Genomic DNA, 12,753 nt, shown 5'->3' with positions numbered 1-12,753 from the left:
GTTGTTTTAGGTTTGCCTGAGACCATCTACGACGTAATCCGCAATCTCTTCTGCAACTTTCAGCCGCTGCATATCCGTTTCGCCCGGTTGCCGGCGATACCACATGGTCGTCCAGTTCAATGCCCCCAACAGCGGCTTGACCAACAGGTGCGAATCGACGGACTTGAATATGCCGGCGACGATTCCCTCCTCTATCACTTCGCAAAACAACGCTTCGTATTCGTCGCGCATGACGATGAGCCGCTGCATCTCGGCGCGCTGGGCATCGGTCAGGCTGCCGGTGAGGTGCATCTCGACGCCTTGCACGGTCACCCGCTGATAGGACGTGTATTCCATCATCAGCCGGGTATGTTCGATCGCCATCCGCCGCAGCCGCTGGTCCGCGCCCAGGGCTACGTCCGCGGCGATGGGCGCAACGCTTTCCAGGTTCATTTCCATGGCCCGCCGGTGCACGGCGGCGAACAGGTCCCCCTTGCTCCGGTAGTAGTAATAGACACTGCCCTTGGTAGCCTGTATCTGGTCCGCCACGTAATCGATCGAAGTTGCTTCATAACCAACTCTGGAAAACGCCTCTGCCGCGGCATCCAATATCGCCGACTGACGCAGCGGCATGTTTTCGTAACGGACGGATTTATTGGCCACACTTCATTCCTTCTTGTTCGGGTTTGCACACAACGAATGTTTTACCTGGCGCGCCAGGACCACTCGCTGGATCTCCGAAGTGCCTTCGTAGATTTCGGTGATCCGCTGGTCGCGATAATAACGTTCCATCGCACTGGGCTTTACGTAGCCCCGGCCACCCAGAATCTGTAGGGCATCGTCCACAATGCGGTGGGAAGATTCGCTGGAGAACAGCTTGGCCATCGCCCCCAGCCCGGTTATGTCGTCGCCGCGGTCGTATGCGCGGGCGGCTTCGTAGGTCAGCATGCGGGCCGCGGACAGCGAGGTGACGGCGTCGGCCAGTTTGAAGCCGACGCCCTGGTGGTCGATGATCGGCCGCCCGAAGGTGCTGCGTTCCACCGCATGGGCCGCGGCCTCCTCGAATGCCGCCAGGGCGATGCCGTTGGCCTGGGCGGCGATGACCACGCGGCCCACGCCGAGGGTGGCCAGCGCCAGGCCCAGGCCCTTGCCGGCCTCGCCGACGATGGCGTCGTCCCCGACGTAGGTGTCCAGCTTCAGGTTGGTGGTGGTGGTCCCGCGGATGCCCAACTTGTCTTCGTAGTGGTCGATCACCACGCCCTCGGCGTCGCGGGCCACGACGAAGGCGCTGATGGCCTTCCTGCCGGCGTTCTCGCCGGTGGTGGCGAAGACGATGAAGTGCCGGGAGTGGCCGCCGTTGCCCAGCCAGCATTTCTCGCCGCGAATCCGCCAGCCCTTGCCCGAACGGGTGGCGGTGGTCTGCAGGGCGGCGGGGTCGGAACCGGCGCCACGCTCGCTGAGCGCGAAGTTCACCGCGGCCCCGGTTTCGGCGAGCCCGCCCAGCAGCCGGCGCTTTTGCGCGTCGCTGCCGCCGAGCAGCACGGGGAACGCGCCGAGGGACAAGGCCGCCATGATCGCAGCGGTGGAAGCGCAGCCGCGCGCCAGCTCCTCGACCACGGCCACCAGCGCGCACAGCGATGCCCCTTCGCCGCCATGTTCGCGGGGCACGAACATGCCGCTCAGGCGGTTTTCCAGCAGCACGGGCAGGTGTTCCAGCGGGTAGCGCTGGTCGCGGTCGATCTCGGCGGCCAGCGGGCGGAAATGCCGCTCGCCGAGCAGCCGGGCGATCTCCTGCCAGCGGCGCTCGTCGGCGGTCAGCGGTGGGCTCCAGATGATGCTCATCGGAAATACTACCGAGTAGGTTTTCGAAAAGTGACGACGCATCCCGGGCAGGCCGGAATCCCGTCTTGCGATCAACATACTACTCAGTATCCAAATCCGTCATCACCCCGCCGGCAGCCCCTCCCGCTGCCCGCCAGGCAAGATGCCGCCCCTCTCCAGCCCCCTTCCGCCGACGCTTCCCGACCCAACCTCCGTCCCGCAAAGCAGCGCCAACCCTGACGTAGGATGGGTGGAGCGAAGCGATACCCATCACCCTGACAGACACGCCCACCAGGAACACTCCTACAGACATGGATGCCGCTTTACCCAGCCCAAACGACCAACGCCCTACCCGTCTATTCCGAGCCTTCCGTCCACCCCGGCGGAACCTTCTGCTATCCTGTGCGTCCTTTCGCTGTCGGTCACTGCCTTGACCGTGCTCCCCGTGACAGCCGCGCCCCGGCGCACCGCATAAGACCAAAGGACCCCTGATGACTACCTCCACAACCGAACCGCGCAGCCGCGGTGCGGCCCTGGTGCTATTCGCCCTCGCCGTGGGCGGCTTCGCCATCGGCACCACCGAGTTCGCCACCATGAGCCTGCTGCCGCTCTTCGCCCCGGCCCTGGGCATCGATGCGCCCACCGCCGGCCATGTGATCAGCGCCTACGCCCTGGGCGTGGTGGTGGGCGCGCCGCTGCTGGCGGTGCTCGGCGCGCGCCTGCCGCGGCGCACCCTGCTGGTGCTGCTGATGGGGCTGTTCGCCATCGGCAACGGCCTCAGCGCGCTGGCGCCGACCTACCACTGGATGCTGCTGTTCCGCTTCATCAGCGGCCTGCCCCATGGCGCCTATTTCGGCATCGCCGCGCTGGTGGCCGCCTCGCTGGTGCCGCCGCATCGGCGCACGGTGGCGGTCGGGCGGATGTTCCTCGGCCTGACCGTGGCCACCATCGTCGGCGTGCCCCTGGCCAACTGGCTGGGCCAGGCCCTGGGCTGGCGCTGGAGCTTCGCACTGGTCGCCGCCCTGGGCGTGACCACCATGCTCTGCGTGCGCCTGCTGGCGCCTTACTCGCCGCCCGAGGCCGGCGCCAGCCCGCTGCGCGAGCTGGGCGCGCTGAAGCGCGGCCAGGTGTGGCTGACCCTGGGCATCGGCGCCATCGGCTTCGGCGGCCTGTTCGCGGTGTACACCTACCTGGCCGACATCCTCGGCGCGGTCACCCACGTCTCCCCCGCCGTGGTGCCGCTGGTGCTGGCGGTGTTCGGCGTCGGCATGACCCTCGGCAACATGTTCATCCCGGTGCTCGCCGACCGCGCGCTGATGCCCACCGCCGGCGGCCTGCTGGTGTGGAGCGCGGTGGTGCTGGCGATCTTCCCGTTCACCGCCGGCAACATCTGGAGTATCGCGGTCTGCGTGTTCTTCGTCGGCTTCGGCGGCGCCCTGGGCACGGTGCTGCAGACGCGCCTGATGGACGTGGCCGAGGACGCCCAGGGCCTGGCCGCGGCGCTGAACCACTCGGCCTTCAACTTCGCCAACGCCCTGGGCCCGTTCCTCGGCGGCCTGGCCCTGGCCGCCGGCTACGGCTGGACCTCGCCGGGCTGGGTGGGCAGCCTGCTGGCCATCGGCGGTTTCGTGCTCTGGTCGATCTCCCTGGCCAGCAGCCGCCGCCAGGAAAGGGCCGCCCTGCAGGGCGACTGCTGAGAAAGCGCCGCGCTGCCGTCCGGCTGTGGCCGGCAGCGCCCGCTGCGCTAGGTTGATGCGGATCAAGCCGTCGCCCCCTGCGCGGCGTACAAGTGGTTGCAGTCCACTTCCCCGCCGGCTCCGCCAGGAGGCTTCCATGCGCACGCAACTGCTGCACACCCGCGATGGCCACTGCTACGTCCAGCTCGACCAGTTCCGGGTGCCCTTCCACGACGAAACCCAGGCCCGCGACTACCTGGAGCGCCTGCAGCAACGCCTGGCCGCGCCCCACGCGCTGGCCGAGGCCCGTCGCCGCGACGCCGAGCAACGGCGCCACGGCAGCTGAGCGCCTGCTATCAAGGGCGACGCGCCGTGGGCCCGTCGTCCTTCTGCTGTTCCACCCAGAGCGAGCGCGGGTCGCAGATGATCCGCGACGGGTTGCCGATGGACACCAGGCACACGCGGTTCTCCCAGCGGTCCCAGAGGAACACGTACTGGGCGTCGCCGCCGGCGGGGGTGTAGCGCAGCATCATCCAGGCCACCACGGCGATGGCCCAGAGCGACAGCAGCAGGGCGAGGAACGCGACCATCTTCATGGCCGCGCGCCTCAGGGCCGGACCGCGAGAATGCCCGAGTGCACCCGGTACAGCGCCTGTTCGGTGGTGCTGCCGATGATCTTCGCCAGGCCCGGGCGGTAGAGGGTGCCCATGACCACCACGTCGAAGCTTTTCTCGTTGGCGAATTCGCTGATGACCTGGGTGGCCGCGCCCTTGACCAGGTGCTGGTAGGGCCGGCCGACGCCGAAGCGCTCGCCGATGCGGTCCATGCGCTGGCGCGAGCGGCCGCTCATCTGCTCGGCGACTTCCGGCGACCAGGCCACGGGCCCCGCGGCATAGGCCAGGTAGCCGCTGGCCAGGTCATAGGCCTGCAGCAGGTGCAGCTCGGCGCCGCACTGCCGGGCCAGGGCCTGCGCCGACTCGACGATATGGTCGTTCAACTGGTCGACGAGCACGTCGTCCTGGGACAGGTCCAGCGCGGCCAGCACCCGCTGCGGGCGCGGGTTGTCGGCGGTGCTGACCAGGTGCAGCGGCACCGGGCAGCGGCGCAGCAGTTGCCAGTCCAGCGGCGTCATGATCGCCCGGCTCAGGGCCGGCTCGTACTGGCTGTCCTTCACCACCAGGTCGATGCCGTGCTGCTCCACCAGGCGCAGCGCCTCCTCCAGCGGGTTCTCGGTCCAGATCGCCTCGACGCCGACCTCGATGCCCTGGGCGCGCAGCTCCCCGGCGCGTTCCTCCAGCCAGCGCTCCTGGCGCAGGCGGGTTTCTTCACGGGCGCGGGTCTGCAGCACGCTGTCGAGCACGCCCAGGCCCACCGGCAGGGCATCCAGGGTGACCATGTGCAGGTGGCCGCCACCGGCCAGCGCCAGGGCCTTGGCCCGCGCCATGGCGGCGGAGTCACGGAGCAGGGGATCGCAGATCAGCAGCAGGCGCGTGTAGGCGTTCATGGGGGACCTCCGGAGGGGGACAGGGGTTGTGCCCTAAGCCTGCGCCTTCGTCGTTATCGGCCCCTTGATGTGCATCAAACGCGCCGCAGCGCCTGCCAACCGGCGGCGAACCCGGCTAGTCGCCGGCCGGCGCCCGGGCGCTGCGCACTTCCCGGGAAACCTGGTTCTGGATGGCGTAGGCCGGGTCTTCCAGGGCGCTGAAGTTGCGCACGTACTGGCGGGCGAAGCCGTCCACGCCCAGTTCGCGGTACTGCTGCACGTGCTTGAGCTCGTGGGCCCAGAGGGCCAGGTTGTGCAGCGCGTCGTCCTCGTTGCGGAACACCACCACGTCGATCAGCGTCACGGCGACCACGTCCTGGTTCTGCAGCATGGCGCTGGCGGCGTCGACGTCCTGGCCCTGGCCGACGCGGTAGCGCACCGCCTGCAGCAGGTCGTCCGGGTACCAGGCCTGCAGTTGCACGCGCAGGTCCAGCGGCAGCGGCTGCACACCGGCGGCCACCATGCGCTCGCGGGACTGGCTGAGCCACTGCGCCAAGGCGGGTGCGGCGACGTTGCGCGCATCTTCCTGGAGCACGCCGAACACCCCATTGGGGTCGGCCACGCAGATGCAGCCGCCCAGGCAGACCTCCGACTGCCCGGCCGGGCAGGCATACAGCGCCGCGCTGGCGCTGAGGCCGGCGGCAAGGACCAGTGAAAGCAGCGGACGCGACGGACGGGACTTCGACAAGCGGGGCTCCTGGGGTTCGGGCAGGCGGGCGAGTATACCCGTGTTGTTTCAGACAACGGCGGTGGGGGGTTAGCTCCCCGGGGATGCCCCGGTGGTCAGCGGCGTTTCACGTAGGGCGCATAACGCCTATGGCGTTATCCGCCGTTTGGCCTTGGCTTCCGGCGGCGCCAGGGTTGACCTTGGCGTTGGCTATGGCCCCGGTGTATCGGCGGATAACCGCGAACGGTTATCCGCCCTACGGCTCCATGCAAGTACAGTCGTAGGGCCTTATCCGCGATAACCGGAGCCTCCGGCGCGGATCGCGGATAAGATCCGCTCCTACGCGGCGCCGCCCGCGCCATTGCCCTGTAGGAGCGCGCCCTGCGCGCGAATCGCGGGCAGGGCCCGCTCCTACAGGTTGACACCGAACAGCCCCCTCTCCCTCTGGGAGAGGGCTGGGGTGAGGGTGCTCCAGGCCTACTCAGACCTCAACCGCAGCGGGTCCACCAGCCCCGCGGCGATCGCCATCCCCACAAGGTCGGCCAGGGTCTGCGCCTGCATGCGCTTCATCACCCGCGCCCGGTACAGGTCCACGGTCTTCACGCTGATGTCCAGCTGCTCCGCCACCTCGCGGTTGGTGTAGCCGCGCACCAGCGGCAGCAGCACGTCGCGCTCGCGCGGGGTGAGTGCGGCGAGGCGTTCGTCCACCTCGCCCAGGCCGGCCTGCGAGGCGTGCTGGCGGGCGCGGGATTGCAGGGCCTGCTGCACGCTGTCTAGCAGCAGTTGCTCGTTGTAGGGCTTCTCGATGAAGTCCAGCGCGCCGGCCTTGAAGGCGCGGATGACGATGGGCACGTCGGCGTGGCCGCTGACGAAGATCACCGGCAGCTCCAGGCCGCGCCGGCGCATTTCCTCCTGCACGCTCAGGCCGCCCAGGCCGGGCATGCGCACGTCCAGCAGCACGCAGCCGTGGGCGTCGGCCGGGCAGGCTTCGAGGAAGTCGCGGCCGCTGGTGAAGGGCAGCGCCTTCAGGCCCACCGACTCGAACAGCCAGACGGTGGACTCGAGCATGCCCGGGTCGTCGTCCACCACATACACCACCGCCTCTTGCGGTACTTCCATGCCCTGCTCCTGTGCTTTTTCCATCATGCCTTGCCCCCTTCGCCGGCAGCCGGCAGCCGGCATTCCAGGCGCAGGCCGTCGGCCGCCGGGCGCGCGTCCAGGGTGCCGCCGAAGCCTTCTACCATGCCGCGGCTCATCGACAGCCCCAGGCCCAGGCCGTCCGGCTTGCTGCTGTAGAAGGGCGTGAACATGCGCCCCAGCGTCTCTTCGTCGGCCCCCGGGCCGTTGTCTTCCACCCACACGCAGAGCCGGCCGTCCGCCTCCAGCGCCGAACCGATGGCGATGGCCGAAGGCGCGCAGGCGTGGCGCTCGCGGTTGGCCTCGATGGCGTTGCGCAGCAGGTTCAGCAGCACCTGTTGCAGCAGCACCCGGTCGGCGTAGACCGGCGGCAGATTCTCCGCCAGCACCTGGCCGATGGCTACCCCGCCCTGCCCCGCTTCCCAGGCGCACAGGCCGAGGGACTCGCGCACCAGTTCGTTGACGTCCAGCGCCTGCAGGCGGCGCTGGCCCTTGCGCAGGAAGGCGCGCAGGCGGCGGATGACTTCCGAGGCGTGGTTGGCGTGCTCGGTGATGCGCGCCAGGCCCTGGGCCACGCGCTGCGCCGCCTCCGGGTTGCTGCCCAGGGCCGCCAGGTAGCGCTGGCTGGCGCCGGCGTAGTTGACCACCGCGGCCAGCGGCTGGTTGATCTCGTGGGCGATGCCCGAAGCCAGCTCGCCGAGGGTGACCAGGCGCGCGCTGTGGGCCAGCTCGTCCTGGTGGCGGCGCTGCTGGTGCTCGCGCAGTTCGCGCTCGGTCATGTCGCGGGCCACCAGCGAGTAGTAGCGCTCGCCGCCGGCCGCGCGGTGGCCCAGCAGCACCAGCGACACCGGCACCGGCGCGCCATCGCCCAGCGGCCGCAGCTGGCCCTCGGCGCGCCACACGCCCTGGCTGTCGGCCGCCTTCCAGCCCTCCTCCGCCAGGCGTTGCAGCAGGGCTTCGTCGAACAGCCCGGCAAGGCTTTCCGGCAGGCTGTCCTCGCCCAGGTTCAGCGCTTTGCGCGCCGCCGGGTTGGCGTAGTTGGGGCGGGCGCCGGCATCGACGAACAGCACCAGGTCGGCGTTGGCCTCCACCACCTCGGCCAGGCGCCGGCGGTTCTCCTCGGCGCGCACCCGCGCGGTGATGTCGCGGGACACGCTGACCACCTCCACCACCGCCCCGGTGTAGGTCTCGCGGATGGCGCGGCTGGCGGTCTCGAACCACAGGTAGTGGCCGTCGCGGTGGCGCAGGCGGTAGGTCAGGGTCGCGTAGCCGTCCTGCTCCAGGGCGTCGCGGGTGTGGCGGGCCACGCGCTTGCGGTCGTCCGGGTGCAGCAGCGGCAGCACCGACTGGCCGCGCATCTCCTCCGGCCAGTAACCCAGCAGCGGCCAGGACGAGGGCGAGGCGTCGAGGATGACGCCGTCGAGGGTGCGGCGGGAAATCAGGTCGCTGGTGTTCTCGATGATCTGCCGGTACAGCCGCCGCGCCTGGGCCGCCTCGCGCTCGCCCTGGATCTGCGCGCTGGCCTCGCGGCCGCGCACCAGCACCTCGGCCTGGCCGGCGTCGGGGATGAAGCTCCAGAGGAAGTGCCGGCCGCCCTGCTCGCTGGGCGCGTCCTGCACCGCGCGGGCCTGGGCCAGGCAACTGCGCAGCAGCTCGCGGTGGTTGCTCGGCAGCAGCTCGCGCACGTCGTCCAGGCCCAGTTCGGCGGCCAGGCCATGCAGCGCCGGGTTGCCGTCGAGCAGTTGCCCGTCGCCATCCAGCAGCAACGCCGGCAGCGGCTCGGCGGCCAGCAGCGGCGCGGTGCGGCGTGCGCCTCCGGCCAGCGCCATTACTTCACCCAGCAGCTCGCCGACCCAGCCCAGCCAGGGCGTGGCGGCGGCATCCCGCGCGGCCAGCAGCAACAACCCGGGTTCGCCGCCCAGGGCCAGGTTCAAGGCCAGGCCATGGCTCCAGCCGGCGCGGCGCAGGCGCCCGCCCAGCCAGCCGGGCAGCGCCAGCAGTTCGTCCAGGGGCATGTCGCGGCGGCCGGCGAAGGCCGCATGCAGGGCCTCGTCGTTGGCCTGCAGCGGGTCGCCGGCGCCCGGCGGCAGGCGTTCGTCGCCAAGCGCCTCGTAGCTGCGCGAACGCGGCCGCCAGGCCAGGTAGAGCGCGCGCTCCAGGGGCGCGCGGGCGCGGCACAGGGCGAGCAGCGCGTCGGCCTGGGCGGCGGCCGGCGCGGGCTCGCGGAGCAGGCGCACCAGGGTGTTGAGTTCAGGCATGGAGGCAGTTCCGGGTGCTTTTATTGGAATATAGTATTTATACCATAAGCGTATGGTTGTACTTCCATAACTATCTCGGCATTGCTATAAATCGCCCCATCAGCCGCCCGACCCGCCTGCGGGCAGCCAAGAACAATGAGCTAACAATCAGCCACAGGGTGTCCATATGTCGATCTTCGAACAGGGTCTCGCGCCTGCCTCGGTCAACCATACCGCGCTGACCCCGCTGAGCTTCATCGAACGCACCGCCAGCGTTTACCCCGACCGCACCGCCGTGATCCACGGCAGCCTGCGCCGCACCTGGCGCGAAACCTACCAGCGTTGCCGCCGCCTGGCCTCGGCCCTGGCCTGGCGCGGCATCGGCCGTGGCGACACCGTCGCGGTGATGCTGCCCAACACCCCGCAGATGCTCGAAGCGCACTTCGCCATCCCGATGATCGGCGCGGTGCTCAACACCCTCAACGTGCGCCTGGACGCCGAGGCCATCGCCTTCATGCTGCAGCACGGCGAGGCCAAGGTGCTGATCACCGACCGCGAGTTCCACGACGTGATCCGCGCCGCCCTGGGCATGCTCGACCACCCGCCGCTGGTGATCGACGTCGACGACCCGGAATACGGCGAGGGCGAGCCGGTCAGCAGCCTGGACTACGAGGCCCTGCTGGCCGAGGGCGACCCCGAGTACGCCTGGGCCTGGCCGCGCGACGAGTGGGACGCCATCTCGCTGAACTACACCTCCGGCACCACCGGCAACCCCAAGGGCGTGGTCTACCACCACCGCGGCGCCTACCTGAACTCGCTGGGCAACCAGATGACCTGGTCCATGGGCCAGCACCCGGTGTACCTGTGGACCCTGCCGATGTTCCACTGCAACGGCTGGTGCTACCCCTGGACGGTCACCGCGCTGGCCGGCACCCACGTGTGCCTGCGCCGCGTCGACCCGCAGAAGATCCTCACCCTGATCCGCGAGCACCGCGTCAGCCACATGTGCGGCGCGCCCATCGTGCTCAACGCGCTGATCAACATGCCCGACTCGGCCAAGGCCGCCATCGACCACCCGGTGCACGCCATGGTCGCCGGCGCCGCGCCGCCGGCCAAGGTCATTGGCGCGGTGGAGGAAATGGGCATCCGCGTCACCCACGTCTACGGCCTCACCGAGGTCTACGGCCCGGTCACCGTGTGCGCCTGGCACGAGGAATGGGACGAGCTGCCGCTGGACGAGCGGGCCAGGATCAAGTCGCGCCAGGGCGTGCGCTACCCGACCCTGGAAGGCGTGATGGTCGCCGATCCGAAGACGCTGGAGCCGGTGCCGCGCGACGGCCAGAGCGTCGGCGAGATCTTCATGCGCGGCAACACCGTGATGAAGGGCTACCTGAAGAACCCCAGCGCCACCGAGGAAGCCTTCGCCGGCGGCTGGTTCCACACCGGCGACCTGGCGGTGTGGCACCCCGACGGCTACGTGGAGATCCGCGACCGGCTGAAGGACATCATCATCTCCGGCGGCGAGAACATCTCCACCATCGAGGTCGAGGGCGTGCTGTTCCGCCACCCGGCGGTGCTGGAGGCGGCCGTGGTGGCGCGCCCGGACGAGCGCTGGGGCGAAACCCCGTGCGCCTTCGTCACCCTCAAGGCCGGCCACGCCGACACCGAGGCGGCGCAAGTCATCGCCTTCTGCCGCGAACACCTGGCCGGCTTCAAGGTGCCCAAGACCGTGGTCTTCACCGAGCTGCCGAAGACCTCCACCGGCAAGGTGCAGAAATTCGTCCTGCGCGACTGGGCCCAGAAGCTCTGACCTCCCCTTCCCACTTGCGATAGCGCCCCGGCCAGGCCGGGGCGCCGAGGTACATTCATGCCCGACTACAAGGCTCCGCTGCGCGACATGCGCTTCCTGCTCACCGACGTGTTCGACGCCCCGGCCCTGTGGCGCCGCCTGCCGGCCCTGGCCGAACGGGTGGACGCCGACACCGCCGAGGCCATCCTCGAAGAAGCCGCGAAGATCACCGGCGGCCTGCTCGCCCCGCTCAACCGCAGCGGCGACGAACAGGGTGCGCAATGGAAGGACGGCGCGGTGAGCACCCCGGCCGGCTTCCGCGAGGCCTACGCCACCTACGCCGAGGGCGGCTGGGTCGGCCTGGCCGGCAACCCGGACTTCGGCGGCCTGGGCATGCCGAAGATGCTCTCGGTGCAGTTCGAGGAAATGGTCTACGCGGCCAATGCCAGCTTCGCCCTCTACTCCACCCTCTCCGCCGGCGCCTGCCTGGCGCTGGACGCCCACGCCAGCGAGGCGTTGAAGCAGAAGTACCTGCCGGCCATGTACGAAGGCCGCTGGGCCGGCTCCATGTGCCTGACCGAACCCCACGCCGGCACCGACCTGGGGTTGATCCGCACTCGCGCCGAGCCCCAGGCCGACGGCAGCTACAAAGTCAGCGGCACCAAGATTTTCATCACCGGCGGCGAGCAGGACCTGACCGAAAACATCATCCACCTGGTGCTGGCCAAGCTGCCCGACGCGCCAGCCGGCTCGCGGGGCATCTCGCTGTTCCTCGTGCCGAAAGTGCTGGTGGGCGAAGACGGCTCCCTCGGCGCGCGCAACCCGGTCAGTTGCGGCTCCATCGAGCACAAGATGGGCATCAAGGCCTCGGCCACCTGCGTGATGAACTTCGACGGCGCCACCGGCTGGCTGGTCGGCGAGCCGAACAAGGGCCTGGCGGCGATGTTCACCATGATGAACTACGAGCGCCTGTCCATCGGCATCCAGGGCATCGGCTGCGCCGAGATGTCCTACCAGGCCGCCGTGGGCTATGCCCGTGAGCGCATCCAGAGCCGCGCCCCGACCGGCCCGGTGGCCAAGGACAAGGCCGCCGACCCGATCATCAATCACCCCGACGTGCGCCGCATGCTGCTGACCATGAAGGCCCTGACCGAGGGCGGCCGCGCCTTCGCCACCTACCTGGGGCAGCAGCTGGACATCGCCAAGTACGGCGACGACGCTGAAGAGCGCGCCCGCGCCGAAGGCCTGGTGGCGCTGCTCACCCCGGTGGCCAAGGCCTTCTTCACCGACACCGGGCTGGAAAGCTGCGTGCACGGCCAGCAGGTGTTCGGCGGCCACGGCTACATCCGCGAATGGGGCCAGGAACAGCTGGTGCGCGACGTGCGCATCGCGCAGATCTACGAAGGCACCAACGGCATCCAGGCCCTGGACCTGGTCGGGCGCAAGGTGCTGGCCAACGGCGGCGAGCTGCTGGCGCTGTTCGCCGGGGAAATCCGCGCCTTCGCCGAAGCCGCGGCGGGCGACGAGTTCAGCGCGCCGCTGCTGGAAGCCCTGGAGCAGTTGGAAGCCCTCACCCGGCAACTCCAGGAGCGCGCCAAGGAAAACCCGCGCGAACCCGGCGCCGCGGCGGTGGACTACCTGCACCTGTTCGGCTACACCGCCTACGCCTACATGTGGGCGCGCATGGCCCGCGCCGCCAGCGGCCAGGCCGATGACTTCCACCAGGGCAAGCTGGCGACGGCGCGTTTCTACTTCGCCCGCCTGCTGCCGCGCACCCAGTCCCTGGCCAGCGCGGTGCGGGCTGGCAGTGAAAGCCTCTATGCGCTGGAGGCTGAGCAGTTCTGATTCCCTGTTGAGCGTGTTGCGCGGCCAGTCCTTTGGGGGTGTGCCGCGCTTTTTTATTT

11 protein-coding genes are annotated in these 12,753 nt (G+C 69.6%); 4 read left to right on the top strand and 7 right to left on the bottom strand.

All coding sequences use genetic code 11. The features are described from left to right. Nucleotides 1–6 precede the first annotated feature (6 nt). Entirely contained in the window at nucleotides 7–642 is a 636-nt protein-coding gene (locus FG99_RS29540) for a TetR/AcrR family transcriptional regulator (protein ID WP_081884758.1), read from the bottom strand. Nucleotides 643–645: 3 nt separating this feature from the next. Then, a complete protein-coding gene (locus FG99_RS29535) occupies nucleotides 646–1,821 on the bottom strand; it encodes an acyl-CoA dehydrogenase family protein (RefSeq protein WP_043273768.1) in 1,176 nt (391 codons plus the stop codon). Nucleotides 1,822–2,291: 470 nt separating this feature from the next. Here FG99_RS29535 and FG99_RS29530 point away from each other — a divergent pair, with 470 nt between their 5' ends. Beyond that, a complete protein-coding gene (locus FG99_RS29530) occupies nucleotides 2,292–3,497 on the top strand; it encodes an MFS transporter (RefSeq protein ID WP_043273766.1) in 1,206 nt (401 codons plus the stop codon). 136 nt (nucleotides 3,498–3,633) lie between these two features. Continuing rightward, nucleotides 3,634–3,822: a hypothetical protein gene (locus FG99_RS29525; RefSeq protein ID WP_009620021.1), complete on the top strand. Its 189-nt coding sequence runs from the start codon at nucleotides 3,634–3,636 to the stop codon at nucleotides 3,820–3,822. Nucleotides 3,823–3,832: 10 nt separating this feature from the next. On the opposite strand, the gene FG99_RS29520 is transcribed toward FG99_RS29525, so the two are convergent. The 5 genes from FG99_RS29520 to FG99_RS29500 all read right to left on the bottom strand — a co-directional run bounded on the left by FG99_RS29520 (nucleotide 3,833) and on the right by FG99_RS29500 (nucleotide 9,081). After that, the gene (locus FG99_RS29520; RefSeq protein ID WP_009620020.1) at nucleotides 3,833–4,072 is read right to left on the bottom strand and encodes a hypothetical protein; all 240 of its coding nucleotides are present in this window, start codon (nucleotides 4,070–4,072) and stop codon (nucleotides 3,833–3,835) included. Between the two features lie 11 nt (nucleotides 4,073–4,083). Continuing rightward, entirely contained in the window at nucleotides 4,084–4,980 is an 897-nt protein-coding gene (locus FG99_RS29515) for a universal stress protein (RefSeq protein WP_043273764.1), read from the bottom strand. A gap of 115 nt (nucleotides 4,981–5,095) precedes the next feature. Next, entirely contained in the window at nucleotides 5,096–5,707 is a 612-nt protein-coding gene (locus tag FG99_RS29510) for an eCIS core domain-containing protein (RefSeq protein ID WP_043273762.1), read from the bottom strand. A 456-nt stretch (nucleotides 5,708–6,163) separates the two neighbouring features. Further along, a complete protein-coding gene (locus FG99_RS29505) occupies nucleotides 6,164–6,805 on the bottom strand; it encodes a response regulator transcription factor (protein WP_043273761.1) in 642 nt (213 codons plus the stop codon). 23 nt (nucleotides 6,806–6,828) lie between these two features. Beyond that, the gene (locus FG99_RS29500) at nucleotides 6,829–9,081 is read right to left on the bottom strand and encodes a PAS domain-containing sensor histidine kinase (RefSeq protein WP_043273760.1); all 2,253 of its coding nucleotides are present in this window, start codon (nucleotides 9,079–9,081) and stop codon (nucleotides 6,829–6,831) included. A 166-nt stretch (nucleotides 9,082–9,247) separates the two neighbouring features. Here FG99_RS29500 and FG99_RS29495 point away from each other — a divergent pair, with 166 nt between their 5' ends. Together FG99_RS29495 and FG99_RS29490 are read left to right on the top strand one after the other, a co-directional pair. Beyond that, nucleotides 9,248–10,870, top strand: a complete 1,623-nt coding sequence (locus tag FG99_RS29495) for an acyl-CoA synthetase (protein WP_009620014.1) — start codon at nucleotides 9,248–9,250, stop codon at nucleotides 10,868–10,870. A 57-nt stretch (nucleotides 10,871–10,927) separates the two neighbouring features. Then, the gene (locus FG99_RS29490; protein ID WP_043273759.1) at nucleotides 10,928–12,694 is read left to right on the top strand and encodes an acyl-CoA dehydrogenase C-terminal domain-containing protein; all 1,767 of its coding nucleotides are present in this window, start codon (nucleotides 10,928–10,930) and stop codon (nucleotides 12,692–12,694) included. The last annotated feature ends 59 nt before the right edge of the window (nucleotides 12,695–12,753 follow it).

It is taken from the genome of Pseudomonas sp. AAC, from assembly GCF_000725445.1.
Taxonomy (GTDB): domain Bacteria; phylum Pseudomonadota; class Gammaproteobacteria; order Pseudomonadales; family Pseudomonadaceae; genus Pseudomonas; species Pseudomonas citronellolis.
This window is presented reverse-complemented; position numbering and strand designations above follow the sequence as displayed.